Origin of the sequence: Streptomyces sp. NPDC058674 (assembly GCF_042716505.1) — a bacterium.
GTDB lineage: Bacteria > Actinomycetota > Actinomycetes > Streptomycetales > Streptomycetaceae > Streptomyces.
Map to the genome: position 1 here is coordinate 46,074 of NZ_JBHXSC010000038.1, position 24,343 is coordinate 70,416.

24 protein-coding genes are annotated in these 24,343 nt (G+C 71.1%); 4 read left to right on the forward strand and 20 right to left on the reverse strand.

Annotated elements, in window-relative coordinates; genetic code table 11:
- Positions 1–30: 30 nt before the first annotated feature.
- From ACFWU6_RS20380 to ACFWU6_RS20430, 11 genes are all read right to left on the reverse strand, one after another.
- On the reverse strand, positions 31–2,871 hold the full coding sequence (locus ACFWU6_RS20380) for a DEAD/DEAH box helicase (RefSeq protein WP_383813203.1): 2,841 nt from the start codon (positions 2,869–2,871) through the stop codon (positions 31–33).
- Positions 2,872–3,009: 138 nt separating this feature from the next.
- Positions 3,010–3,966, reverse strand: a complete 957-nt coding sequence (tatC, locus tag ACFWU6_RS20385) for a twin-arginine translocase subunit TatC (protein ID WP_383806332.1) — start codon at positions 3,964–3,966, stop codon at positions 3,010–3,012.
- A 47-nt stretch (positions 3,967–4,013) separates the two neighbouring features.
- Positions 4,014–4,304, reverse strand: a complete 291-nt coding sequence (gene tatA, locus ACFWU6_RS20390; protein ID WP_383806329.1) for a Sec-independent protein translocase subunit TatA — start codon at positions 4,302–4,304, stop codon at positions 4,014–4,016.
- A 183-nt stretch (positions 4,305–4,487) separates the two neighbouring features.
- Positions 4,488–4,688, reverse strand: coding sequence for a hypothetical protein (locus ACFWU6_RS20395; RefSeq protein ID WP_383806326.1), 201 nt, complete (start codon positions 4,686–4,688; stop codon positions 4,488–4,490).
- A 26-nt stretch (positions 4,689–4,714) separates the two neighbouring features.
- Positions 4,715–4,942, reverse strand: a complete 228-nt coding sequence (locus ACFWU6_RS20400; protein ID WP_383806323.1) for a hypothetical protein — start codon at positions 4,940–4,942, stop codon at positions 4,715–4,717.
- Positions 4,943–4,956: 14 nt separating this feature from the next.
- Positions 4,957–5,925, reverse strand: a complete 969-nt coding sequence (locus ACFWU6_RS20405) for a helix-turn-helix transcriptional regulator (protein WP_383982313.1) — start codon at positions 5,923–5,925, stop codon at positions 4,957–4,959.
- A gap of 143 nt (positions 5,926–6,068) precedes the next feature.
- Positions 6,069–7,025 (reverse strand): helix-turn-helix transcriptional regulator, encoded by a 957-nt coding sequence (locus ACFWU6_RS20410; RefSeq protein WP_383806317.1) that lies wholly within the window; start codon positions 7,023–7,025, stop codon positions 6,069–6,071.
- A 126-nt stretch (positions 7,026–7,151) separates the two neighbouring features.
- Positions 7,152–7,544, reverse strand: coding sequence for an FKBP-type peptidyl-prolyl cis-trans isomerase (locus ACFWU6_RS20415; RefSeq protein ID WP_383806313.1), 393 nt, complete (start codon positions 7,542–7,544; stop codon positions 7,152–7,154).
- A 28-nt stretch (positions 7,545–7,572) separates the two neighbouring features.
- Complete coding sequence (locus ACFWU6_RS20420; protein WP_383806310.1) at positions 7,573–8,514, reverse strand: FKBP-type peptidyl-prolyl cis-trans isomerase; 942 nt, start codon at positions 8,512–8,514, stop codon at positions 7,573–7,575.
- A gap of 117 nt (positions 8,515–8,631) precedes the next feature.
- Positions 8,632–9,993: a Pup--protein ligase gene (gene pafA / locus ACFWU6_RS20425; protein ID WP_030768414.1), complete on the reverse strand. Its 1,362-nt coding sequence runs from the start codon at positions 9,991–9,993 to the stop codon at positions 8,632–8,634.
- A 115-nt stretch (positions 9,994–10,108) separates the two neighbouring features.
- The gene (locus ACFWU6_RS20430; RefSeq protein ID WP_383982315.1) at positions 10,109–11,371 is read right to left on the reverse strand and encodes an MFS transporter; all 1,263 of its coding nucleotides are present in this window, start codon (positions 11,369–11,371) and stop codon (positions 10,109–10,111) included.
- Positions 11,372–11,528: 157 nt separating this feature from the next.
- On the opposite strand from ACFWU6_RS20430, the gene ACFWU6_RS20435 reads away from it, so the two are divergent.
- Entirely contained in the window at positions 11,529–12,527 is a 999-nt protein-coding gene (locus ACFWU6_RS20435; protein WP_383982317.1) for a LacI family DNA-binding transcriptional regulator, read from the forward strand.
- A gap of 173 nt (positions 12,528–12,700) precedes the next feature.
- Here the strand turns inward: ACFWU6_RS20435 and prcA are convergent, their stop codons facing one another.
- The 6 genes from prcA to arc form a co-directional block, all read right to left on the reverse strand.
- Positions 12,701–13,465, reverse strand: coding sequence for a proteasome subunit alpha (gene prcA / locus ACFWU6_RS20440; protein WP_383806299.1), 765 nt, complete (start codon positions 13,463–13,465; stop codon positions 12,701–12,703).
- Positions 13,466–13,511: 46 nt separating this feature from the next.
- Positions 13,512–14,351 (reverse strand): proteasome subunit beta, encoded by an 840-nt coding sequence (gene prcB, locus ACFWU6_RS20445; protein WP_383806295.1) that lies wholly within the window; start codon positions 14,349–14,351, stop codon positions 13,512–13,514.
- Positions 14,303–14,815 carry an endonuclease VII domain-containing protein gene (locus ACFWU6_RS20450; protein WP_383982319.1) on the reverse strand — a complete coding sequence of 171 codons (513 nt, stop codon included), beginning with the start codon at positions 14,813–14,815 and terminating at the stop codon, positions 14,303–14,305. Before ACFWU6_RS20450 ends, prcB begins: the two co-directional genes overlap by 49 nt.
- 114 nt (positions 14,816–14,929) lie before the next feature.
- A complete protein-coding gene (locus ACFWU6_RS20455; RefSeq protein WP_383806292.1) occupies positions 14,930–15,142 on the reverse strand; it encodes a ubiquitin-like protein Pup in 213 nt (70 codons plus the stop codon).
- A gap of 190 nt (positions 15,143–15,332) precedes the next feature.
- Positions 15,333–16,844 (reverse strand): depupylase/deamidase Dop, encoded by a 1,512-nt coding sequence (gene dop, locus ACFWU6_RS20460; RefSeq protein WP_383806289.1) that lies wholly within the window; start codon positions 16,842–16,844, stop codon positions 15,333–15,335.
- Between the two features lie 251 nt (positions 16,845–17,095).
- Positions 17,096–18,862 carry a proteasome ATPase gene (arc, locus tag ACFWU6_RS20465; RefSeq protein WP_383806286.1) on the reverse strand — a complete coding sequence of 589 codons (1,767 nt, stop codon included), beginning with the start codon at positions 18,860–18,862 and terminating at the stop codon, positions 17,096–17,098.
- A 264-nt stretch (positions 18,863–19,126) separates the two neighbouring features.
- Here arc and ACFWU6_RS20470 point away from each other — a divergent pair, with 264 nt between their 5' ends.
- Positions 19,127–19,447 (forward strand): ferredoxin, encoded by a 321-nt coding sequence (locus ACFWU6_RS20470; RefSeq protein ID WP_383806284.1) that lies wholly within the window; start codon positions 19,127–19,129, stop codon positions 19,445–19,447.
- Positions 19,448–19,451: 4 nt separating this feature from the next.
- On the opposite strand, the gene ACFWU6_RS20475 is transcribed toward ACFWU6_RS20470, so the two are convergent.
- From ACFWU6_RS20475 to ACFWU6_RS20485, 3 genes are all read right to left on the reverse strand, one after another.
- Positions 19,452–20,042 (reverse strand): hypothetical protein, encoded by a 591-nt coding sequence (locus tag ACFWU6_RS20475; RefSeq protein WP_383806345.1) that lies wholly within the window; start codon positions 20,040–20,042, stop codon positions 19,452–19,454.
- Between the two features lie 222 nt (positions 20,043–20,264).
- Positions 20,265–21,161, reverse strand: coding sequence for a tRNA (adenine-N1)-methyltransferase (locus ACFWU6_RS20480; protein ID WP_030233594.1), 897 nt, complete (start codon positions 21,159–21,161; stop codon positions 20,265–20,267).
- An 18-nt stretch (positions 21,162–21,179) separates the two neighbouring features.
- Positions 21,180–22,313 (reverse strand): site-2 protease family protein, encoded by a 1,134-nt coding sequence (locus ACFWU6_RS20485; RefSeq protein ID WP_383982325.1) that lies wholly within the window; start codon positions 22,311–22,313, stop codon positions 21,180–21,182.
- A 210-nt stretch (positions 22,314–22,523) separates the two neighbouring features.
- On the opposite strand from ACFWU6_RS20485, the gene ACFWU6_RS20490 reads away from it, so the two are divergent.
- Positions 22,524–23,456 (forward strand): RecB family exonuclease, encoded by a 933-nt coding sequence (locus ACFWU6_RS20490; RefSeq protein ID WP_383982322.1) that lies wholly within the window; start codon positions 22,524–22,526, stop codon positions 23,454–23,456.
- Positions 23,457–23,521: 65 nt separating this feature from the next.
- Positions 23,522–24,193: a response regulator gene (locus ACFWU6_RS20495; protein ID WP_383806276.1), complete on the forward strand. Its 672-nt coding sequence runs from the start codon at positions 23,522–23,524 to the stop codon at positions 24,191–24,193.
- Positions 24,194–24,343 lie beyond the last annotated feature (150 nt).

Below are 24,343 nucleotides of genomic sequence, written 5' to 3' on the forward strand. Positions count from 1 at the left end.
CTCTGCTCTCGGAGGAAGCCCCAAAAGGGGCTAGCCGACGGAGCTGTAGGCGACGACACCCCGAAGGAGGGCGTCCACGGCCTTGCGGGCATTTCGCGCCACCGTGCTCCCGCTGTCGCCGGAGGCCGAGGGAGCGGCCGCCGCCACCTGTCCGAGGACGTCGATGACCTGCTTGCACCAGCGCACGAAGTCGCCGGCCGGCATCTCCGCCTCGCGCAGCACCTCGTCCAGGCTCTTGTCGGAGGCCCACTGGTAGACCGCCCACGCGAAGCCGAGATCCGGCTCGCGCTGTCCCACGCCCTCCGCCTGGCTGATCCCGTGGTCCTCCTCCAGCGCGTCGAGCCGGCCCCAGATCCGGACCATCTCGCCCAGCGCCGCCGTCGCCGCGCCGCCCGGCAGCTTCGGCGCGACCGCGTCGTCGGACTGCCGCGCCTCGAAGACCAGCGCCGAGACGCAGGCGGCCAGTTCCGCCGGGCCCAGGCCCTCCCAGACGCGCTCGCGCAGGCACTCCGACGCCAGCAGGTCGAGCTCCCCGTACAGCCGGGCGAGCCGTTTGCCGTGCACGGTGACCTCGTCCTCGCGCAGGTAGTCCAGGTCGGTCAGGAGCGCGTGGATCCGGTCGAAGGTGCGGGCGATGGTGTTCGTCCGGCCCTCGATCCGCCGCTCCAGCTGCTGCGTGTCCCGCTTGAGCCGGTGGTAGCGCTCCGCCCAGCGGGCGTGGTCCTCGCGCTCGTCGCAGCCGTGGCACGGGTGCGCCCGCAACGCGGCGCGCAGCCGGGCGATCTCGCGGTCGTCGGCCGCCGCGGCGCGCCCGCGGGGGGCCCGCCCGGGCCTGAAGTCGCCCGCCTTGGTGCGCAGTTGTGAGGCGAGGTCACGACGGGACTGCGGGGAGCGGGCGTTGAAGGTCTTGGGGATGCGCATCCGGTCGAGAGGCTCCACCGGGACGGGGAAGTCGATCGCTGCGAGCCGCTTGACCTGCCGCTCGGCGGTGAGCACCAGCGGCCGCGGGCCCTCGGTGTACTCGTGTCCGCGGTGGCCGTTGACCCGCCCGGCCGGCACGCCCGGGTCCAGGACGAGGGCGAGCCCGGCGAACTTGCCGCTCGGCACGTGGATGATGTCGCCCGGCTTGAGCTTCTCCAGCGAACCGGCGGCCTGCGCCCGCCGCTGGGCCGCGCCCTGCTTGGCCAGGTCGGTCTCGCGGTCCTTGAGGTCGCGGCGCAGTTGCGCGTACTCCTCGAAGTTCCCCAAGTGGCAGGTCATGCCCTCCTGGTAGCCCTCCAGGCCCTCCTCGTTGCGCTGCACCTGCCGGGAGATCCCGACGACCGAGCGGTCGGCCTGGAACTGCGCGAAGGAGGTCTCCAGCAGTTCGCGCGAGCGGTGCCGCCCGAACTGGCTGACCAGGTTCACGGCCATGTTGTACGAGGGCTTGAAGCTGGAGCGCAGCGGATACGTACGGGTGCCCGCGAGGCCCGCGAGGCCCACCGGGTCCATCCCGCGCTGCCAGAGCACCACCGCGTGGCCCTCGACGTCGATGCCGCGCCGTCCGGCCCGGCCGGTCAGCTGGGTGTACTCGCCGGGGGTGATGTCGGCGTGCTGCTCGCCGTTCCACTTGACCAGCTTCTCCAGGATCACCGTGCGCGCGGGCATGTTGATGCCCAGCGCCAGGGTCTCGGTGGCGAAGACGGCCTTCACCAGGCCGCGGACGAAGAGCTCCTCGACGACCTCCTTGAAGGTGGGCAGCATGCCCGCGTGGTGCGCGGCGATGCCGCGCTCCAGGCCTTCGAGCCACTCGTAGTACCCCAGGACGTGCAGGTCCTCGGTGGGGATGGAGGCGGTGCGCGCCTCGACGATCTCACGCACCCTCAGGCGCGCGGTGTCGTCGTTGAGCCGCAGGCCCGCGAACAGGCACTGCTGGACGGCGGCCTCGCAACCGGCCCGGCTGAAGATGAAGTTGATGGCGGGCAGCAGCCCGTCGTTGTCGAGCCGGGCGATGACCTCGGGGCGCGACGGGGTCCAGATCCGGCCGCGGGAGCGCCGCTCGCGCTCGCGGTCGGCCTCGCGGACCATCTTGCCGCGCCGCCGGTCCTTCGGGCTGTACGTACGGCTGTTCTCCTCGCGCGCCAGGCGCTGCAGGTCGGGGTTGACCTCGCGGCGCGCGGATCCGCGGCCGCCGTGGTCGGACTCCTCCTCGAAGAGGTCGAAGATCCGGCGGCCGGCCATGACGTGCTGCCACAGCGGCACGGGCCGCTCCTCGGAGACGATGACCTCGGTGTCGCCGCGCACGGTGTCCAGCCAGTCGCCGAACTCCTCGGCGTTGGACACGGTGGCCGACAGGGAGACCAGGGTCACCGACTCGGGGAGGTGGATGATCACCTCTTCCCAGACGGCTCCGCGGAACCGGTCGGAGAGGTAGTGCACCTCGTCCATCACGACGTAGCCGAGCCCCCGCAGCGACTGCGAGCCCGCGTACAGCATGTTGCGGAGCACCTCGGTGGTCATCACGATCACCGGCGCGTCTGCGTTGACGCTGTTGTCGCCCGTCAGCAGGCCCACCTTGTCGGCGCCGTAGCGCTTGACGAGGTCGGCGTACTTCTGGTTCGACAGGGCCTTGATCGGCGTTGTGTAGAAGCACTTGCGGCCCTGCTGGAGCGCCAGGTGCACGGCGAACTCGCCGACGATCGTCTTTCCCGAGCCGGTCGGGGCGGCCACCAGGACGCCCTTGCCCGCCTCCAGGGCCTTGCAGGCCTCGATCTGGAAGGGGTCCAGCTCGAATTCGTACATCTCGCGGAAGGGGTGCAGCGCGGTGGCCTCTTCGGCGGCGCGGCGCCGGAAGGCGGCGTACCGCTCGGCGGGGGAGAGTTCTTCGGTCATCTTGACATCGAGCCTACCCGCCGCCCCTGACAACAGTCGCGATCATTTAAGCGGAGCGCTGCGTGCGCAAGCGGCCGGCCGCGCGGGCGTGCGCGCGGCCGGCCGCTTCCCGCGGTGGTGTGTGCGAAGAGGGCGGGGTCAGGTCGCGTCGTCGTACCCGTTGATCCGCTGTCGTCCGCCGTCGGCCTGGCCGGGCAGCGCCGCGGGGGACGGAACCGGCTCCATGTGCCCGAGGGGGGCGGGGGTGAGGTCCAGCTCGGCGGCCTCGTCGTCGTCCAGGTGCGCGTCGGGGTCGTTGCGCCGGCGCCTGCGGTCGTTGAGCAGGCAGAAACCGAGGGCGACGAAGTAGAGCGCCACGATCGGAACGGCCAGCGACAGCATCGTGAGCGGGTCGCCGGTGGGCGTCGCGAAGGCGGCGAAGACGGTGATGCCGAGGATCATGGCCCGCCACCAGCTCCCCAGCCGCTTGGCGGTGAGCACCCCGGTGACGTTCAGCAGGATCAGCAGCAGCGGCAGCTCGAAGGCGAGACCGAAGACGACGACCATGCGCGTGACCAGGTCGAGGTAGTCGTCGACCGGCAGCAGGTTGCGCGCGTGCTCGGGGGTGAAGTCCAGCAGGATCGTCGCGGTCTGCGGGAGGACCTTGTACGCGAGCACCGCGCCGGCGCCGAAGAGCGGCGCGCCGACCGCGACGAAGCTCATCGCGTACTTCTTCTCGTGGCTGTGCAGGCCGGGGGCGGTGAAGGCCCACAGCTGGTACAGCCACACCGGCGCGGAGAGCACCACTCCGGCGGTGAGGGAGACCTTCAGGGCGATCGAGAAGGGCGCGATGAGGCCGTTCACGGTCATGTCGGCGCAGGGGCGGCCGTTGCGCTGCGAGACCACCCCGTTGGTGCAGCCGACGGAGTCCAGCATCGGCTTCAGCATGAAGTCGATGAGGTCCTTGTAGAAGAAGGCCGCCACCACGGTGATCACGAGGATCGCCAGGACCGACTTCAGCAGGCGGTTTCTCAGCTCACGCAGGTGTTCGACGAGGGGCATCCGCCCCTCGGCGTCCTTCTCGGCTTTCCCCTGCTTGCGGGCAGACTTGAGCAACCCACGTCCCTTGTCTCGTTGCAGATGACTGGCGCCTACGGCTCGTGTCAGCCCTGGGTGGTGCGGTTCGTCTCGTTGACCGGCCGGGAGCTGGTGACGTCACCGGGCGCGGCCTGGATGGTGCGGGGGACGACCTGCGGGGCCGGGTCCGCGACGGTGGCGGCGGGCGCCGCATCCTCCGCTTCGCCGTCCTTCTTCATCGCCTTGGCCTCGCTCTTCAGGATGCGGGCCGACTTGCCGAGGGAGCGGGCCATCTCGGGGAGCTTCTTGGCGCCGAACAGCAGCACGATGACAGCGATGATCAGAAGGATCTCAAGGGGCTTCAGATTGCCGATCATGTGTGTCTTCCTTCTCACCGAAACGGCTGGTTGTGGTGGCTCTGGTTGACCTGGACGGAATCCGGTAACCACTCAGACAAGGATCGTAACCCCCGGGGGTTAACGCCCGGCAATCCCCCGGCGTCCCCGCGCTTGCGTCCGGGACGGTTGTTCATGCCCCGGTCACACGGATTCGTCCCGTTTCTACGGCCGCACGGTGCGGCCCGTCCGCGCCAGGTCGGCCGCCGCGCGCTCCAGGTCCGCCGAGGCGTCGGAAATCCGGCGGCTCGCCCGCGCGACCTGGCCGGAGAGCCTTCGCACCTCGACGAAGACCCGCAGGGCCAGGACGCCCAGGACGGCGATCCCCAGGAACCCCAGGGCAATTGCGATCATCGGCCACAGCATGGGACGAGCCTAGGCCACCGGGCGCCTCAGACGCTGCGCAGGGTGCTCACGCCGCCCCCGGTCAGCAGCTCCACGATGCGCTCACCGGCGGGTTTGCGGACGGCTGCCCCGCACTCGGGACAGGTGAACGAGTAGAAAGTGGCCCGCCGGCTGACGCCGATGGCCAGCCGCAGGGCGCCCGCCTCCAGCTCGAAGCGGGCCCGGCAGTCGGGGCAGGCCGCCTTGAAGGTGATGGGCCCGGACATCGGCGACATCGACCGCGCTCCCCTCAGACCTGTTCCCCGTATCCCGCGAGCGCTTCTCGAGCGGCGCTCCGCGCGCTCTCCGCCAGCTCTGCAGGGGCGACGATGCGGCCCTCGCGTCCGAGCCGGAGCGCGAGCCGGCGCAGCGAGGCCGGGTCCGGGCTGCGCAGCGTGATCCGCAGGCCCCCCTCGGCGAGCTCCTCGGCACTGTCGTGCGGGTAGTACTCGGCGACCCAGCGTCCGCCGGGCCCGACCTCGACCACGACCTCCGGGTCCTCGGCGGCGGGCTGCACGAGCCCCTCCGACAGGTCGCGCGGCTCGATGGCGGGCGGATCGGACCGCTCGGCCAGCAGCCGGATCTCCGCGACGCGGTCCAGGCGGAAGGTGCGCCGCGCCTCGGAGAGGTGGCACCAGCCCTCCATGTACGTGTGGCCGACCGCGAAGAGCCGGATCGGGTCGACCTTGCGCTCGGTGAGCTCGTCGCGCGCGGGCGAGTAGTAGCGCAGCCACAGCCTGCGCCGCTCCGCGATGGCCCGGTCGACGTCGGCGAAGACCCCGCCCTCGGACTCGAACGTCACCGAGAGCCGGGAGCTGGCCCCGGCGGCCTCTCCCGCGGCCGCCTCCAGCTTGGCGGTGGCCCGCAGCAGCGCGTCGCGGTCGCTCTCGCGCAGCCCCGGCAGGGTCGCCACGGCGCGCGCGGCGACCAGCAGCGCGGTCGCCTCGTCGGCGGCCAGGCGCAGCGGCTCGGCGGTGGACTCCCCCGACGCCTCGGGGTTGCGCCACCAGATGCGCTCCCCGTCGGTGTCGATGTCGAGCAGGTCCCCGCCGCGGAAGCTGGTCCCGCACATGGGCAGCACGTCGAGGTCCGAGATCAGCTCGTCCTCGGTGATCCCGAAGGCCCGGGCCACGTCGGCGACGTGCGCCCCGGGCCGCTCGCGCAGATAGGTCACCAGGGACAGCATCCGGCGGGTCTGGTCGATGGCGTTGGCAGCCATGCTGGTACGTCTCCCCCTCAGGGCGTGCTTTGCGGATGGCGCGGTCCGGTGGGCACCGCGGTCACGGAAGGCGCCGCGGCGGACCCGCGGCCTCGGAAGGTGCGGTGGCGGACCCGGTCGGCCCGGACCGCCCGGCGGCCCGGTCAGCCCTTGGCGACGGCGCGGAGCCGGTCGACCACGTCCGCCCGGAGGTCGGCGGGCTCCACGACCACCACGTCCGGGCCGAACTCCACCAGCCAGGCGTCCAGCCCGTGTCCGTACGGGATCTCCAGCTCGTCCCAGCCGTCGCCGCCCTCGCGCACGGCGGTGGCCTTGGCCCGCAGCGGGTAGCCCGCCCCGGTGCGGAGCCGGATCAGCGCGGAGCGGTCCGCGCTCTCCCCGGCCCAGCTCGCCACGGTCTCCCGCACGGTCACCACGTCGGGCACCCCGGCGGTGTACGCGCCGGCCCGGGAGCGGACCTTCCCGGTGATCCGCGAGAGCCGGAACACCCGCTCGGCCCCGCGGTCGCGGTCGTAGCCGGCGAGGTACCAGTGGCCGCGCCAGCACTCCAGCGCCCACGGCTCCACCTGGCGGGACTCGGGGCGGGCCGCGGTGGACTTGCGGTAGTCGAAGACCACCGGCCGCCGGTCCCGGCAGGCCAGCATCAGCGGCTCGAAGGCCGCCTCGTGGACGGGGATGCGCGGCTCGATGGCGCTGTGCTGCCCCTCGTACGGATCGCTCGCCTCCGGCATGCCGGCGGCCCGCAGCTTCTGCAGGGCGCCACTGGCCGCTCCGGCCAGACGCGCCTGCTGCCAGACCTTCGCCGCCAGGCCCAGGGCGGCGGCCTCCTCGGCGTCCAGCGAGACGGCCGGCAGGCGGTTGCTGTCCCGGCGGGCGAGGTAGCCGGTGTCCCCGTCGAGGTTCTCGACCGTCTCGATGACCAGGCCCAGTTCGCGCAGGTCGTCCTTGTCCCGCTCGAACATGCGGTTGAAGGACTCGTCGTTGCCGGCTTCCATGTAGGCCTCGATGGAGCCGCGCAGCTCGCGCTTGCTGAGCGGCCGGCGGGTCCCCAGCAGACACAGCGCCAGATTCATCAGCCGCTCGGCCTTGGCAATCGCCATCGACGCCGTTCCCCCGCTCTCGACACACACACCCGTGACCGTGACGGTACCGCCCCCGCGCGCCCGGGCAAAAGCGAGGGCCCCTGCCGGTCGGCAGGGGCCCTCGCTCTGGTCACACCCGTGGTGTCAGGCGCCCATCAGGTCGCAGACGAAGATCAGCGCCTCGCCCGGCTTGATGGCACCGCCGGCGCCGCGGTCGCCGTACGCGAGGTCCGCCGGGATCGTCAGCTTGCGGCGGCCGCCGACCTTCATGCCCTGTACGCCCCGGTCCCAGCCGGCGATGACCTGGCCGACACCGAGCTGGAACTGCAGCGGCGCGCCGCGGTTCCAGGAGGCGTCGAACTCCTCGCCGGTGGAGAAGGCCACGCCCACGTAGTGGACGGAGACCCGGGAACCGGCCTTGGCCTCGGCGCCGTCGCCCAGCCAGACGTCCTCGATCACGAGGTCGGTCGGGACCGGGCCCTCGGGGAAGTCGATCTCGGGCTTCTCGAGCTGCTTGCTCACGGAACTGCTCCTCATACGTACGAACCGGTCAACCGGAACAGTCTTACATCACCGCGAGGATGTCGAGGCTGAAGACCAGCGTCGACTTCGCCGGGATGGTCCCCTGCTCCTTGTCGCCGAAGCCCAGGTCCGGCGGGACGACCAGCAGGATGCGGCTGCCGGCCTTCTTGCCGATCAGGCCTTCCTTCAAGCCCTTGACGGAAAGCTGCTCCATCGGCCAGGTGACGGTCGTGTCGGCGGCGTACGTGCTTTCGAAGGTCTTGTCGTCCTTCCACGTCTTGCCGTTGAACTTGACGACGACGTTGTCGGTGTCCTTCACCGCCGGGCCGTCGCCCTCCAGGACGTAGTTCGAGACCAGCTTGGCCGGCTCGGCGGTGTCCTTCGGGACGGTCACGGCGACTTCCTTGCCGTCCGTGTTCGTGCCGACCTTGGGCAGGTCCTTGTTCTCCTGGGCCACCTCCTTGCCCTTGGCCGAGGCGGGGACGGTGGCGCCCTTGACGATGTCCACGACGAAGACCAGCGTCGCGTTCGGCTTGATCTTCTCGCCCGAGCCCTGCTCGCCGTAGCCGAGGGCCGGCGGGATCACGAGCTCGACGCGGCTGCCGACCTTCTGGCCCTCCAGGCCCTGGTCCCAGCCCTTGATGACCGCACCGGCACCGACGGTCACGTCGAAGGGGGTGCCCCGGCCGAAGCTCTCGTCGAACGGCTCCTTGCCGTCCCACACCTGGCCGAGGTAGTTGACCTGGGCGATGTCGCCCTTCTTCAGCGCGGGGCCGCGGCCCTCGCTGAGCGTCTCCACCTTCAGTTCCTTGGGCGGCTCGCCCTTCCCCTGCGACAGGGTGGGCTTCTCCCCGAACTTGGCGCCCTTGGTGATCGCGGGCACCCCGTTCTTCGTCGAGGCGGAATCGGAGCCGCTGTCGTCTCCGCACGCCGCTGTCGACAGCAGCAGCAGGGGGACGACCAGCAGGCCGGCAAGTCGGCGCACGTGTTCCTCAGATCTCAGACGGCAAGGCGGTCGTCGCCACTCTAAGCCGTGCGCGGGGCCCCGTACGAGATGCGTACGGGGCCCCGGGAAGATCGGGTGCGAGGTCACACCGGCGTCCTACATGCCGGCGATCAGCTTCTCCACCCGGTCGTCCACCGACCGGAAGGGGTCCTTGCACAGCACCGTCCGCTGCGCCTGGTCGTTGAGCTTCAGGTGCACCCAGTCGACGGTGAAGTCCCGCCGCTGCTCCTGCGCCCGGCGGATGAAGTCGCCGCGCAGCCGCGCCCTCGTCGTCTGCGGGGGCACCGACTTGCCCTCGAAGATCTTGAGGTCGTTGCAGATCCGCGCCGCCTGACCCTTGCGCTCCAGCAGGTAGTACAGCCCGCGCCGGCGGTGGATGTCGTGGTAGGCGAGGTCTATCTGCGCCACCCGCGGGTTCGACATCGTCATGTTGTGCTTGGCCCGGTACCGCTCGATCAGCTGGTACTTCATGACCCAGTCGATCTCGGTCCCGATCCGGTCCAGGTCCTCGGCGTCGATGGCGTCGAGGGTGCGGCCCCACAGCTCCAGCACCTGGTCCACCACGCCGGTGCGGATGCCCCGGCGCTCGGCGAAGTCCACGGCCTTGTCGTAGTACTCGCGCTGGATCTCCAGCGCCGAGGCCTCCCGGCCGCTGGCGAGGCGCACCTTGCGCTGGCCCGTGATGTCGTGGCTGACCTCGCGGATGGCCCGGATCGGGTTCTCCAGCGTCAGGTCCCGCATGACCGTGCCCGCCTCGATCATGCGCAGCACCAGGTCGGTGGCGCCGACCTTGAGCAGCATGGTCGTCTCCGACATGTTGGAGTCGCCGACGATCACGTGCAGCCGGCGGTAGCGCTCCGCGTCCGCGTGCGGCTCGTCCCGGGTGTTGATGATCGGCCGGGAGCGGGTCGTGGCGGAGCTGACGCCCTCCCAGATGTGCTCGGCCCGCTGGCTCACGCAGTAGACCGCGCCCCGGGGGGTCTGCAGCACCTTGCCCGCGCCGCAGATCAGCTGGCGCGTGACGAGGAACGGAATGAGGATGTCCGCCAGGCGGGAGAATTCTCCGTGCCGGGCCACCAGGTAGTTCTCGTGGCAGCCGTACGAATTGCCCGCCGAGTCGGTGTTGTTCTTGAAGAGGTAGACGTCGCCCGCGATTCCCTCCTCGTGCAGGCGGCGTTCGGCGTCGACGAGCAGGCCTTCGAGAATGCGCTCGCCGGCCTTGTCGTGGGTGACCAGTTCGGTCAGGTTGTCGCATTCCGGTGTTGCGTATTCCGGATGCGACCCCACGTCGAGGTAGAGGCGGGCGCCGTTCCGCAGGAAGACATTGCTGCTGCGGCCCCATGACACAACACGGCGGAAGAGGTAGCGCGCCACTTCGTCAGGAGACAGTCGGCGCTGTCCCCTGAACGTGCACGTGACGCCGTACTCGTTCTCCAGCCCGAAAATGCGGCGGTCCATGACTGAACATTACGCCGCTGGCACTGTTCTGAAACCGAGTTCGAGAACGCCGTTTCGATCATTTTCCGATGAGCCCCCCGGCGGTGCCCCGGTCAGACCGCCGGGAGCAGCCCGCTCAGACCGCCGGGGGCGCCCCGGACGCGGCCTGCGCGACGGCCCCTGACGCACCGTCCGGCGGGCCCGCGACCGGGTGGCCGCCGCCCGCGGTCGCCAGCACCCGCCGCGTGGCGCTCAGCACCAGCAGCGCGGCCGCCCCCGCCACACTCGCCACGCCGAAGCCCGCCGCCGTGCCGCCCAGCTCCACCGCGGGACCGGCCAGACCGGTGCCGATGGCGGCGCCCACCCCGAAGAAGGTCACCAGCCACGAGAACGCCTCGGTCACCGTGCCCGCCGGGGCGTGCCGGTCCACCACGATGAACGCGCACGCGAGCGCCGGCGCCAGGAACACACCGGCCAGCGCCGCCAGCGCCGCCATCGCCACCGGCCCCGGGACCAGCATCAGCGGGAGGTAGCAGACCGCCAGCAGGGCCACGATCCGCCGCAGCCGCGCCTCCGGGGCGCCGGCCCACTGGCGCGCCCCGTAGAAGACACCGCCGATCAGCGCGCCGAGGCCGAGCGCCGCCATCAGCCAGCCGTAGACGGCCTGGTCGCCGTGGTCGTCGGCGTAGGCCACGCCGGCCACCGTGATGGACCCGAGCGCCGCCCCCACGAAGAAGAAGGCGCCGAGCAGCGCGAGCAGCCCCCGCGAGCGCAGGGCGCCCAGCCAGTGCGCCTCGCGCGGCTCGGACCGCCACGTCCGCGAGGGCTCGCTGACCACGACCGACAGGGCGCCCAGCACCCCGACGCCGTTCAGCACCAGCAGGGCGACGGCCGGGCTCCACAGGGCGACGCACACCGTCACGAGCAGCGGGCCGACGGTGAACATGACCTCCTGGGCGACGGCGTCCATCGCGTACGCGGCGTGCACCCGCTCCTGCCTGCCGCCGAGGACGCCGGGCCACAGCGCGCGCAGCCCGCCCTCCAGCGGCGGCGTGAAGAGCCCGGCGACGGCCACCGAGCCGTAGGCGGCGACCGCCGAGCCGGTGCCGGCCGCCGCCAGCCACACCATGCCGAGCGCGGACACCACGGCGGCCGGCAGCTGCACCCGCGGCTGGCCGAACAGGTCCACCGCCCGGCCGAGCAGCGGCTGCCCCACCGCGTTCGCCACTCCGTAGACGGCTGCCAGCGCGCCCGCGAGGCTGTAGCTGCCGCCCTCGGCGCGCGTGAACAGCACGATCGCGATGGGCGCGACGGCGTTGGGCAACCGGCCCAGGAGCGTGCCCACCAGCAGCCTCGCGGCGTGCCGGGTCCTGAGCAGCTCCGCGTATCCCGCGGCCATGTCCGCCCCTCTCCGCCCGGAACCAGCCGGGGTAATACGTATAACTTGACGCGTCATACGTACCATGGCCGCAGCCCGTCGGTCCACCCCGCGGCCCGCACCGCCCCGCCGCACCACCCGCCGAACCCCCGTCGGCCCCGCACCCCAGGAGCTCCGTGTGACGAGACCCACCAGCCGGGACGTGGCCTCCGCAGCCGGGGTCTCCCAGGCCACCGTCTCCCTCGTCCTCGGCGACAAGTGGCGCGGGCGCGTGTCCGAACGGACCGCCGGCCTCGTCCGCGACGCCGCCGCCCGCCTCGGCTACCGGCCCAACCTCGCCGCCCGCAACCTCCGCCTCGGGTCCACCCGCACCGCCCTGCTCGTCGTGCCGGCCCTCACCAACGAGTTCTTCGCCCGCGTCTACACCGGCGCCGCCCGGGTCGCCGCCGAACACGGCTTCGGCGTCGTCCTCTACCCCTCCCCCGACGGCACCGGACCGGCCCGCGACCCCTTCGCCTCCGCCCGCGCCGCCCTCGACGGGGTCATCGCCTCCTCCATGGCCTCCGACGCCCTCGCCGCCCTAGGAGGCGACGGACTCCCCCTGGTCATGCTCGACAGCGACCCCGCCCCGGACGGAGCCGCCGCCCACGTCAACCTCGCCATCGCCGACGGCATGCGCCAGGTCACCGAGCACCTCCTCGGCCTCGGCCACCACCGCTTCCTCCACCTCGCCTCGGCCGTCGACTCGTGGACCTTCGACGTCCGCGCCCAAGCCCTGGCCGCCCTCCTGCCACCCTCCGCCGAGCTGCGCACCGTACGGGCCCCGCTCACCGTGGACGGCGCCCGTACGGCCGTGGAGGCCGCCCTGGCGGCCCCCGGCGACCGGCCCACCGCCGTCGTCTGCGACGACGACATCCTGGCCGCCGGCACCTGCAAGGCCGCCCGCCGCCTCGGCCTGCGCGTCCCCGAGGACCTCTCCGTCACCGGATTCGACGACCTGGCCCTGGCCACCGCCGTCGAACCCGAGCTCACCACCGTCCACCTCCCCGCCGAACGCGTCGGCGAACAGGGCATGACCGCCCTCCTCGCCGTCCTCGACGGCACCCCGTGGACCGCCCCCGACCTCCCCGTACGCCTCGTCGTCCGCGACTCCACCGGCCCCGCCCCGCGCGCCTGACGCACGTCCCGGCCGGCGGCCCGCACCCGCGGCGCCCGGCCGCGGACTGGCCCCGGCGGCCCCGGCGCAGCCGCGGCCCGGCCCCACCCCCGGCCCCAGCCCCGGCCCCGGCCCCGGACGCGCGAAAGCCCCGGCCCACCCCTCACGGGCGGACCGGGGCCTCCCCGGACCTGCTACTCCGCTTCGTCCTCCGGAGCCTCGTCGTTCGACACGGCGTCCGCCTGCGCCGCGGCCGGGACGTCCGCCTCCAGCAACCGGGCGAGCTGCCGACCCCGGATCCGCTTGAACTTGCGCTGCTGCGCCCGCGTCCGGTCCAGCACCGCGACCTCCAGCCGCTCGACCGGAATCGCCTTGTCGGCGCCGTTCGCCTGACTGGACAGCGCCTGCACCGCCAGCTTCAGCGCCTCGGCCAGCGTCATCCCGTCCTGGTGCCGCTGGTCCAGGAAGGTGCTGATCTGCTCGGCGTTGCCGCCGACCGCGACCGAGCCGTGCTCGTCCACGATCGACCCGTCGTGCGGCAGCCGGTAGATCTGGTCGCCCGCGGCCGTCGCCCCGACCTCCGCCACCACCAGCTCCACCTCGTACGGCTTCTCGCCGGCCGAGGAGAAGATGGTGCCCAGCGTCTGGGCGTAGACGTTCGCCAGCCCACGGGCCGTCACGTCGTCGCGGTCGTAGGTGTAGCCGCGCAGATCCGCGTAGCGCACACCGCCGATCCGCAGGTTCTCGTACTCGTTGTACTTGCCGGCGGCCGCGAAGCCGATCCGGTCGTAGATCTCGCTGAACTTGTGCAGCGCGCGGGAGGGGTTCTCGCCGACGAAGACGATGCCGTCGGCGTACTGGAGCACGACCAGGCTGCGACCGCGGGCGATGCCCTTGCGGGCGTACTCGGCCCGGTCGGCCATGGCCTGCTGGGGTGATACGTAGAACGGAGTCGACACCGGCTGTCCGTCCCTTTCTTCTGGGCTCCTACGGGGCGGCGGATGGTCAGAGCAGGGCGGCGCGCGGGCCGTCGGGCTGCTCCATGCGCCGTTCGGTGATGGCGCGGGCGAGCTCGGAGGACTCGGCCTCGCTGAGCCTGCGGAAGCCCTCGTCGGTGATGACGGTGACGATCGGGAAGATCCGGCGGTACAGGTCCGGACCGCCGGTCGCCGAGTCGTCGTCGGCGGCGTCGTACAGGGCCTGCACGACCAGGGTCGTGGCCTGCTGCTCCGTCAGGTCGTCGCGGTACAGCTTCTTCATGGAGCCGCGCGCGAAGATCGAACCGGACCCGGTGGCGGCGAAGCCGTGCTCCTCCGAGCGGCCGCCGGTCACGTCGTAGGAGAAGATCCGGCCCTTCTCCTTGGCCTCGTCGTAGCCCGCGAAGAGCGGTACGACGGCCAGCCCCTGCATCGCCATGCCCAGGTTGCTCCGGATCATGGTGGACAGGCGGTTCGCCTTGCCCTCCAGCGAAAGGGTCGCCCCCTCCACCTTCTCGAAGTGCTCCAGCTCCAGCTGGAACAGCTTGACCATCTCCACGGCCAGGCCGGCCGTACCGGCGATGCCGACGGCGGAGTACTCGTCGGCCGGGAACACCTTCTCGATGTCCCGCTGCGCGATCATGTTCCCCATGGTCGCCCGCCGGTCACCGGCGAGCACGACCCCGCCGGGGAAGGTGGCGGCCACGATGGTCGTCCCGTGCGGCGCCTCGATCACACCGTCCGGCAGCCTGCGGTTGCCGGGCAGCATCTCGGGCGAGTGCGCGCCCAGGAAGTCCATGAAGGAGGACGAGCCCGGCGTCAGGAAGGCTGCCGGTAGACGCCCTGTGCTACGAGTGTTGGGTTCCACAGGTTTCCTTCCACGTAAGCGGCTGCACGCCGTATGACGTCCGGCCGGTCCTTGAACTGCCCCAAGGCTGCGTTGCAGCTGAAGCACAGCACGCCTCGGACCCTACCCGTCTGATGATCGTGATCAACATGCTCCGCCGAAGCCTGTCGGCAGATCACGCAGACACCGCCTTGAGCGGCGATCATCTCCTCGCGCTGAGTCTCGGTGATCCCGTACTTCCGCTTGAAATAACTCGCCCTGTTGAGCTGCGCACGGCACGAGCGGCAATAGCTGGACCACCCGTCCGAAGTCGTCTTGTTCTGCTCCCACTCGGAGTGCGGCTTGACCTCCTCACACCGAGGGCACCGTTTGCTTCCGGACGGTACGGGCACCTTCACCCGCACCGTCCTGCCCTTCGCCTCTTGGCGCTGCTTGTAGTACTCAGCCGAGCAGGTGCGGAAATAGGCCTGCAAGCCGTCGGGCACCGACCGGTTGCTCGCGTATTCCGCGCGCGGCCTGTCCTGCTTGCATCGCGAGCACCGCTTCGTACCGTCGGACACTCACCCAGCCCCCCACCTTCGTTTCGAAGGTCAAATGGCCTACTGGCCACCCTTCTGAACGAACGACCGCACGAAATCCTCAGCATTCTCCTCGAGGACATCGTCAATCTCGTCAAGTACGGAGTCGACGTCATCGGAGAGCTTCTCCTGGCGCTCCTTGAGATCGGTGGTCTCCTCGACCGCCGCCTCCTCGACCTCCTCGGTCGAGCGCTGCGCCTTCTGCTGTCCGCCGCCGGTGTCCTTGGTCGCCATGTCTACCTCACCCCGCTCGGTTCGCACGCTCACGTCGAAGGACCCCGGGATTCGGGGCTCCCTCAAGATCAGACCTTACGTCGGACCCTACAAGGAGGGTCCGACATTCGTCCCCGCAGTTGCTCGAAAGGTCCCGGCATAACGTCCGGCTGTCTTCATGATTCCCGGACCGGGGACCTTTCAGGCCCGTTCAGCGCCCCGAAAGCACCCGCACCAGGTCCTCCGCCGTACGGCACCGGTCCAGGAGCTCCTTCACGTGCGCCCGGGTGCCCCGCAGCGGCTCCAGCGTCGGGACCCGCTGGAGCGAGTCGTGGCCCGGGAGGTCGAAGATCACCGAGTCCCAGGAGGCCGCCGCGACGTCGTCCGCGTACTGCTCCAGACAGCGCCCCCGGAAGTACGCCCGGGTGTCCTCCGGCGGCTTGCTCTGCGCCCGCCCGACCGCGGGCTCCTCCAGGAGCCGCTGCATCTTGCCGCGCGCCGCCAGACGGTTGTACAGGCCCTTCTCCGGCCGTACGTCCGCGTACTGGAGGTCCACCAGGTGCAGCCGGGCCGCGTCCCACTCCAGCCCGTCCCGGCGCCGGTAGCCCTCCAGGATCTCCCGCTTGGCGATCCAGTCCAGCTCGCCCGACAGGCTCATCGGGTCGCTCTCCAGCCGGCCCAGCACGTCCTCCCAGCGGGTCAGCACGTCCGCGGTCTGCTCGTCCACGTCGGAGCCGAAGCGCTCCTCCACGTACTTCCTGGCCAGCTCGAAGTACTCCATCTGGAGCTGTACGGCGGTCAGTGTCCGACCGCTGCGCAGCGTGATCAGGTGGGCGAGGTCCGGGTCGTGGGAGACCTGGTGCAGGGTGCGGACCGGCTGGTCGACGGCCAGGTCGACGTTGATGAAGCCGTCCTCGATCATGGACAGGACCAGGGCGGTGGTGCCCAGCTTGAGGTAGGTGGAGATCTCGGACAGGTTCGCGTCGCCGATGATCACGTGCAGGCGGCGGTATTTCTCGGCGTCCGAGTGGGGCTCGTCGCGGGTGTTGATGATGGGGCGCTTGAGGGTGGTCTCCAGTCCGACCTCGACCTCGAAGTAGTCCGCGCGCTGGCTGATCTGGAAGCCGTGCTCGCGGCCGTCCTGGCCGATGCCCACGCGTCCCGCGCCCGTGACCACCTGGCGGGAGACGAAGAAGGGCGTCAGGTGGCGCACGATGTCCGAGAAGGGGGTCTCCCGCTTCATCAGGTAGTTCTCGTGCGTGCCGTAGGAGGCGCCCTTGTTGTCGGTGTTGTTCTTGTAGAGGTGGATGGGCTGGGCTCCCGGCAGCTGGGCCGCCCGCACCGCCGCCTCGGCCATGATCCGCTCGCCGGCCTTGTCCCAGAGCACGGCGTCCAGCGGGTTGGTGATCTCCGGCGAGCTGTACTCGGGGTGCGCGTGGTCCACGTAGAGCCGTGCGCCGTTGGTCAGGATGACGTTGGCGAGGCCGATGTCCTCGTCGGTCAGCTGGCTGTTGTCCGCGGCCTCGCGGGCGAGGTCGAAGCCGCGGGCGTCCCGCAGCGGATTCTCCTCCTCGAAGTCCCAGCGGGCGCGTCGCGCCCGGTGCATCGCCGCCGCGTAGGCGTTGACGATCTGGGACGAGGTGAGCATGGCATTGGCGTTCGGGTGCCCCGGGACGGAGATCCCGTACTCCGTCTCGATCCCCATTACTCGCCGTACGGTCATGCGGCCCTCCTTGCCCGGCGGCGCCCCCCTTCGGGGGCGGCGCTCAAGTACCGCTGGTGCTCCGGTGCGTTTTCCCGTGCGGTGCCCGTCCCCGCACTGCGCGTCCGGCGGTATGGAAGAGCCTAGGACCACTGAGCGCTCGGCGGGAGATCGTTTCCGTCATTGAATCGGCCGCGTCACCGGCCGAAAAGCAGTCGGTAAAGCAGTCGGCTGCGGATGCCCCGGAGGACATCCGCAGCCGCTCCGCTCGGTCAGAGGTACTGACCGGTGTTCGCCACCGTGTCGATGGAGCGTCCGGTGTCCGCACCCTGCTTTCCGGTGACGAGCGTGCGGATGAATACGATCCGCTCGCCCTTCTTTCCGGAGATCCGGGCCCAGTCGTCCGGGTTGGTGGTGTTGGGCAGGTCCTCGTTCTCCTTGAACTCGTCCACGCACGCCTGGAGGAGGTGGGAGACCCGCAGACCCTTCTGGTTGTGCTCCAGGAAGTCCTTGATGGCCATCTTCTTCGCGCGGTCGACGATGTTCTGGATCATCGCGCCCGAGTTGAAGTCCTTGAAGTAGAGGACTTCCTTGTCGCCGTTGGCGTACGTGACCTCGAGGAAGCGGTTCTCCTCGGTTTCGGCGTACATCTGCTCGACGACGGTCTGGATCATGCTGTGGACGGTGCCGGCCGTGGAGCCCTGGTGCTCGGACAGGTCGTCCGTGTGCAGGGGCAGCGAGGCCTTGAGGTACTTCGCGAAGATGTCCTTCGCCGCCTGGGCGTCCGGGCGCTCGATCTTGATCTTCACGTCGAGCCGGCCGGGGCGCAGGATGGCCGGGTCGATCATGTCCTCGCGGTTGGAGGCGCCGATGACGATGACGTTCTCCAGGCCCTCCACACCGTCGATCTCGGCGAGCAGCTGCGGGACGATGGTGTTCTCCACGTCCGAGCTGACACCGGAGCCGCGGGTGCGGAAGAGGGATTCCATCTCGTCGAAGAAGACGATGACGGGGGTGCCCTCGCTCGCCTTCTCCCGTGCGCGCTGGAAGACGAGGCGGATGTGCCGCTCGGTCTCGCCGACGTACTTGTTGAGGAGCTCGGGGCCCTTGATGTTCAGGAAGTACGACTTCCCGGCGGGCTGGCCGGTCACCTCGGCGACCTTCTTGGCAAGGGAGTTGGCCACGGCCTTGGCGATGAGCGTCTTGCCGCAGCCGGGCGGGCCGTAGAGCAGGATGCCCTTGGGCGGCCGCAGTTCGTGCTCCTTGAAGAGGTCGGGGTAGAGGTACGGGAGCTCGACGGCGTCGCGGATCAGCTCGATCTGGTCGCCCAGGCCGCCGATCTTGTCGTAGTCGATGTCCGGGACCTCTTCGAGGACGAGTTCCTCGACCTCGCTCTTGGGGACCACTTCGTAGACGTAGCCGGAGCGGGGTTCGAGCAGCAGGGCGTCGCCGGGGCGGATGGTGATGTCCAGGAGCGGCTCGGCGAGCCTCACCACCCTCTCCTCGTCGGTGTGCCCGACCACCAGGGCGCGCTCGCCGTCCTCCAGGATCTCCTTGAGGGTGACGATGTCCCCGGCCCGCTCGTAGGCCATGGCCTCGACCACGTTGAGGGCTTCGTTGAGCATGACCTCCTGGCCGCGCCGGAGGTCTTCCGGCTCGACGCTGGGGCTGACGTTCACGCGGAGCTTTCGGCCCCCCGTGAAGATGTCGACGGTGCCGTCCTCGTTGGACTGCAGGAAGACACCGAAGCCGGCCGGCGGCTGTGCGAGCCGGTCGACTTCCTCTTTGAGGGCCACGATCTGGTCCCGGGCCTCACGGAGCGTGTTCGCGAGTCGTTCGTTTTGCGCGGAGACGCCGGCCAGATTTGTCTGTAGCTCGACGATCCGCTCTTCGAGAATCCTCGTGTGACGCGGAGAGTCGGCGAGCTTACGTCGCAGGACGGCGATTTCCTGCTCGAGAAAGGCAACCTGGCCAGCGGGGTCTTCAGACCCTCGCCCGGGCCGGATGCCGCGGTTGATGTCGTCGTCGTGGGCTGCCACGGTCCTCACCTCCTCCAAGGGGAGCTGGACGCTTCCTGACCCTACCTGGGCTGGTGGTGATTGAAACCCCTAGATCACAAAGACGGTAGAGGTGTGTCCGATCTTCACCCTTGCGTACTCCCTCTCGCCAAGGAAATACCCACCCATCAAACTCGGGAAGCAGCCGGTTGTAAGGTCGAACTGTTCAACACCCGTCCGAGCTCGCGCGACTTGCCGCGTGTGGCGACCGGGACGGATCACTCAGCGCAGGGAACGGCAGGAGATATGACCGTGCAGCACGAGGCCCCGACGGGCGGTGTCGGCGAGGCCGGCGAGCCGCTGGAGGTCTGGATCGACCAGGACCTCTGCACCGGCGACGGCATCTGCGCGCAGTACGCGCCGGAGGTGTTCGAGCTGGACATCGACGGTCTGGCGTACGTGAAGAGCGGTGAGGACGAGCTGCTCCAGCAGGCGGGGGCTACCACTCCGGTTCCCCTGACGCTGCTCCAGGACGTGGTCGACTCGGCGAAGGAGTGTCCGGGCGACTGCATTCACGTGAGGCGTGTCTCGGACCGGGTGGAAGTCTTCGGTCCCGACGCCGAGTGAGGCTTCAAACACTTCTGGCGGTCGAGTCCGTCAGCTCCTGGCGGAATTTTCCGCCGGTCCAGCGCCACTTGGCGAGCTTCTTCACATCGGGGCTGTAGCGGGGGACCTCCGGCGAGGAGTAGCCGAGGAGGGTGGCGGTGACGGCTCCGTCGCGCACGGTGAGGCCGGTGGCGGTCTGTCGCCGGGCGGTGTCGAGGAGGGTGGCCACCACGCGGGGGCGGGAGCCCTCGGCGGGGTCCTGCGCGAGTACGTAGAGGGCGTGGGGCGGGGTGCCGGAGCCCGCGTCGCAGCGGACGGCGGCCACGGTCTCGGGGCGGCCGTCGGCGTCGAGGTCGCCCTCGGCGGTGGCGGTGACGGCCTGCGGGGCCCCCTTGCAGTCGAGGGGGTACGCGACCGCCGCCGCGTCGGGGGCGGCGGCCGGCGGGCCGGCGGCGGGGTGCGGTGCGGCCGCGGGTGCTCCCGTGGCGGGCTGGGCGAGTCCCGCGGCGGCTATGACGGCGGCCACGGCGAGGGCGGTGGCGAGCCAGTGGACGGGCCTGGCGGGGCTGTGCGCCGGGGTGTGCGGTGTCGGTGCCGGCTCGGCGGGGCTCTGCAGCACGCGGGGTGTCTCCTGTGCGAAGGGTGACGGGGAGCCAGCATCGTGCCACACCTCACACCGGGGTGGAACGGGCGGGTCCGGACCGGCCGGAGCGACGTGGGGGACAACGAAACGGCGCTGCGGCGCAGTTCCCGACGTGCTCGGGGAACTGCGCCGCAGCGCCGTCGTGTTGGGCCGGGGCCCGGGGTGCGGCCGGTCGGCCGGCCGCGGCGCCGGGGGTCAGGCGGACCGGTCGCTGCCGGGGCCGTCGTAGTCCTCGCCGTAGGCGCCCTTGGAGGGGCGGCGGCGGCGCATCGGCGGCTCGACGCCGTCCGCGAGGCGGCGGGCGGTGACGAGGAAGCCGGTGTGGCCGATCATGCGGTGGTCGGGGCGGACCGCCAGGCCCTCGACGTGCCAGTTGCGGATCATCGATTCCCAGGGCTGCGGTTCGGCGTAGCAGCCGAACTCACGGATGGACTCGACGGTGCGGGAGAGCTGGGTGGTGGTGGCCACGTAGCAGCACAGGATGCCGCCGGGGACCAGGGCCTTGGAGACGGCCTCCAGGCACTCCCAGGGGGCCAGCATGTCGAGGATCACGCGGTCGACGTCCGTGTCGGACAGGTTGTCCTGGAGGTCGCCCACGGTCAGCTGCCACGCGGGGTGCGGGCCGCCGAAGTAGCGCTCGACGTTGGCGGTGGCGATCTCGGCGAAGTCCGCGCGGCGCTCGTAGCTGTGGAGCATGCCCTGGTCGCCGATGGCGCGCAGCAGGAAGCTGCTCAGGGAGCCGGATCCGACACCTGCCTCCACGACGCGGGCGCCGGGGAAGATGTCGGCGAAGGCCAGGATCTGGCCCGCGTCCTTGGGGTAGACCACGGCGGCACCGCGGGGCATGGACAGGACATAGTCGGGGAGCAGGGGACGCAGCGCGAGGTACGCGACGTTGCCCGTGGTACGGACAACACTGCCCTCGGGAGCACCGATCAGCTCGTCGTGCGGGAAGGAACCCTTGTGGGTGTGGAAATTCTTCCCGGCTTCGAGCGTGAACGTGTAGTGGCGGCCCTTGGGGTCGGTGAGCTGAACCTGGTCCCCGACCTCGAAGGGCCCGCGTCGGCGGGCGGCACCGGTCGGTTCGGACATGTGACCAGTGTATTGGCTTCAGGACTGGGGCCGCGCCATGGCCTTCACGAAGGCCTTCTCGACGTCCAGGGTGGACAGCACGCCGTAGATCCGGCCGCCCGGTTCGAGGACGAGGTACTCGGTGGCGGGAGTGGCCCGCAGGTGTTCGAGGAGTTCCTCGCCGGTGAGGTCCGCGGAGACCTTCATGCCGTCGGTGAGGTCCTGGGCGAGGGTGCTGACGGCGATCCAGGGGCGGCGGTGCTCGGGGACGGAGGCGATGGCGCTCTCGCGGACGATGGCGGCGGCGTCGCCGCTCCCGTCGACGACGACGAGGGCGCGGGCGCCCGCTTCGTTGGCGCGGCGCAGGGCCTCCGAGAGGGGGGTGGTGTGCTCCACGGGGATGGCGCGGCGGGTGAGGGTGCGGGCGCTCAGCTCGTGGAGGTGCGTGCGCAGGCGGGCCATGCGGAGGCTGTTGCCGGCTCCGGTCCAGATGATGGCGGCGAGGATCGCGGCGAGCAGGGCGTCCATGACGGTGTTCATGCCGCCCATGGAGTCCGCGCGGTCGCCGATGGTCCCGGTGTGGGTGAGGAGCGGGAGGCCGAGGAGGACGGCGACGGCGAGGCCGCGGCCGATCCAGGCGGCGGCGACGGTGCCGGCCATCGGGTTGCCGGTGATGCCCCAGATGACGGCGCGGAGCATGCGGCCGCCGTCGAGGGGGAGGCCGGGGAGCAGGTTGAAGGCGGCGACGAGGAGGTTGGAGATCATCAGGCCGGCGAGGAGGACGCCGGGGACGCTGGAGGGGTCGACGGCCTTCATGCCGAGGTGGAAGACGCCCGCGAGGGCGAGGGAGAGCAGCGGGCCGACGAAGGCGAGGACGAACTCGCGGCCGGGGGTCTCGGACTCCTTCTCGATCTCCGAGACGCCGCCGAAGAACTGGAGCTGGATGCGGCGGACGGGGAGTTTGAAGCGCAGGGCGGCGACGGTGTGCGCGAGTTCGTGGACCAGGACCGAGGCGTAGAAGGCCACCGCGAAGAAGAGGGAGACGAGGTAGCGGACGGGCCCGAGGCCGGGGAGGATGCGGTCGAGCTGGTCGCCGAAGACCCAGGTGATGAGGGCGGCGACGAGGAACCAGCTGGGCGAGACGTAGACGGGCACTCCGAAGGGGCGGCCCATGAGGAGTCCGCCGCCCGGTCCGGAGCGCCGGCCTCGGCGCTCGCCGGTTTCGTCGGTGTCTGCCACGGCTTTCCTTCGTTCGGTACGTGTGTTTCCGGTGTGGCTCGTGTCGCCCTGTAGCGGGGTGTGGTGCTCCGATCATGCAGTGCGAGGGGGCTCGGCGTCGATGGTATGCGTGTGCTGTCGGTCGCGGGCCGTAGGGTTTTGTCCATGACGACGAGCTCCGGTGCCGTACCAGGCGCAGCCGATGCCGACGCGGCGCCGCGCGCCGCGGCGCCCACGTCGCTGTCCCCTTCACGGGCCGGCGACTTCATGCAGTGCCCGCTGCTGTACCGGTTCCGGGTGATCGACAAGCTGCCCGAGAAGCCCAGTGCCGCTGCTACCCGCGGGACGCTGGTCCATGCGGTGCTGGAGCGGCTCTTCGACCATCCGGCGCCGGAGCGGACCGCGCCGCGCGCGAAGTCGTTGATCCCGGGGCAGTGGGACCGGCTGCTGGAGGCGAAGCCGGAGCTGACGGAGCTGTTCCCGCAGGACGACGCGGGTGCGGGGCTGGCGCGCTGGCTGACGGAGGCCGAGGCGCTGGTGGAGCGGTGGTTCACGCTGGAGGACCCGACGCGGCTGGAGCCGGTGGAGCGGGAGTTCTTCGTGGAGACCGAGCTGGAGTCGGGGTTGCGGCTGCGCGGGATCATCGACCGGGTGGACGTGGCGCCGTCGGGCGAGGTGCGGATCGTCGACTACAAGACGGGCAAGGCGCCGCGGCCGCAGTACGCGGAGGGCCCGCTGTTCCAGATGAAGTTCTACGCGCTGGTGGTGTGGCGGCTCAAGCAGGTGGTTCCCCGGCGGCTGCAGCTGGTGTACCTGGGCAGCGGGGACGTGCTGACGTACGACCCGGTGATCGCGGACCTGGAGCGGGTGGAGCGCAAGCTGCTCGCGCTGTGGGAGGCGATCCGGGAGGCGACGGAGACGGGTGACTGGCGTCCGCGGCCGACGAAGCTGTGCGGGTGGTGCGACCACCGGGCCGTGTGCCCGGAGTTCGGGGGGACTCCCCCGGCCTATCCGCTGGCGATCGTCCCGCGCCCGGCGGCGGACGGGGACGCGGCGGCGGGCCGGGGCGCGGTCGGGGCGCGCCCGGCCGAGGGCTGATCTTCGGGCCAGGGCAGAATGGGCGGCGTCCGCCGAAGCCGTCCGACGAATACGAGGGAGACCCTGTGGCGATCCGCGTCCTGCTGGTCGACGACCAGCCACTGCTGCGCACCGGCTTCCGGATGATCCTGGAGGCCGAACAGGACCTGGCGGTGGTCGGCGAGGCCGGGGACGGCCTGCAGGCGCTCGACCAGGTGCGGGCGCTCCAGCCCGACGTGGTGCTGATGGACATCCGGATGCCGCGGATGGACGGGGTGGAGGCGACCCGCCAGATCACCGGTCCGGGGCGGGACGGTCCGGCCAAGGTGCTGGTGCTGACCACGTTCGACCTGGACGAGTACGTGGTGGAGGCGCTGCGGGCCGGGGCGAGCGGGTTCCTGCTGAAGGACGCTCCCGCCCATGAGCTGGTGCAGGCGATCCGGGTGGTGGCGGCGGGCGAGGCGATGCTCGCGCCGAGCATCACGCGGCGGCTGCTCGACAAGTACGCGGGTCACCTGCCGTCGGGCGAGGAGAGCGTCCCGGACACGCTGGGGACGCTGACGGAGCGCGAGGTCGAGGTGCTGAAGCTGGTGGCCCGGGGCCTGTCGAACGCGGAGATCGCCGCGGACCTGTTCGTGAGCGAGACCACGGTCAAGACGCACGTGGGCCACGTCCTGACGAAGCTGCGGATCCGGGACCGGGTCCAGGCGGCCGTGTACGCGTACGAGAGCGGCCTGGTGCGCCCCGGCGCCCAGTAGCGGGTGCGCGCGGGCCGCACGCGGGGTGCGTGCGGGTGTGGGCGCGGACGGAACGGGCCGGGGCCCGGGCCCCCGGGGGGGCCCGGGCCCGCCCCGTCGCCCGCGGCCCCCCCGGGGGGGGGGGCCCGGGGGCCGCGCCGACGCGGGCGG

What these genes read in the sequence shown, in the direction of transcription:
- ACFWU6_RS20480 (WP_030233594.1), bottom strand. Translation starts at nt 21,161, where the DNA reads ATGTCCGAACCGACCGGTGCCGCCCGCCGACGCGGGCCCTTCGAGGTC.
- ACFWU6_RS20415 (WP_383806313.1), bottom strand. Translation starts at nt 7,544, where the DNA reads ATGAGGAGCAGTTCCGTGAGCAAGCAGCTCGAGAAGCCCGAGATCGAC.
- ACFWU6_RS20380 (WP_383813203.1), bottom strand. Translation starts at nt 2,871, where the DNA reads ATGACCGAAGAACTCTCCCCCGCCGAGCGGTACGCCGCCTTCCGGCGC.
- ACFWU6_RS20430 (WP_383982315.1), bottom strand. Translation starts at nt 11,371, where the DNA reads ATGGCCGCGGGATACGCGGAGCTGCTCAGGACCCGGCACGCCGCGAGG.
- ACFWU6_RS20400 (WP_383806323.1), bottom strand. Translation starts at nt 4,942, where the DNA reads ATGTCGCCGATGTCCGGGCCCATCACCTTCAAGGCGGCCTGCCCCGAC.
- ACFWU6_RS20485 (WP_383982325.1), bottom strand. Translation starts at nt 22,313, where the DNA reads ATGGGCCGCCCCTTCGGAGTGCCCGTCTACGTCTCGCCCAGCTGGTTC.
- ACFWU6_RS20490 (WP_383982322.1), top strand. Translation starts at nt 22,524, where the DNA reads ATGACGACGAGCTCCGGTGCCGTACCAGGCGCAGCCGATGCCGACGCG.
- pafA (WP_030768414.1), bottom strand. Translation starts at nt 9,993, where the DNA reads ATGGACCGCCGCATTTTCGGGCTGGAGAACGAGTACGGCGTCACGTGC.
- ACFWU6_RS20455 (WP_383806292.1), bottom strand. Translation starts at nt 15,142, where the DNA reads ATGGCGACCAAGGACACCGGCGGCGGACAGCAGAAGGCGCAGCGCTCG.
- ACFWU6_RS20395 (WP_383806326.1), bottom strand. Translation starts at nt 4,688, where the DNA reads ATGCTGTGGCCGATGATCGCAATTGCCCTGGGGTTCCTGGGGATCGCC.
- ACFWU6_RS20405 (WP_383982313.1), bottom strand. Translation starts at nt 5,925, where the DNA reads ATGGCTGCCAACGCCATCGACCAGACCCGCCGGATGCTGTCCCTGGTG.
- dop (WP_383806289.1), bottom strand. Translation starts at nt 16,844, where the DNA reads ATGACCGTACGGCGAGTAATGGGGATCGAGACGGAGTACGGGATCTCC.
- ACFWU6_RS20470 (WP_383806284.1), top strand. Translation starts at nt 19,127, where the DNA reads ATGACCGTGCAGCACGAGGCCCCGACGGGCGGTGTCGGCGAGGCCGGC.
- ACFWU6_RS20410 (WP_383806317.1), bottom strand. Translation starts at nt 7,025, where the DNA reads ATGGCGATTGCCAAGGCCGAGCGGCTGATGAATCTGGCGCTGTGTCTG.
- tatA (WP_383806329.1), bottom strand. Translation starts at nt 4,304, where the DNA reads ATGATCGGCAATCTGAAGCCCCTTGAGATCCTTCTGATCATCGCTGTC.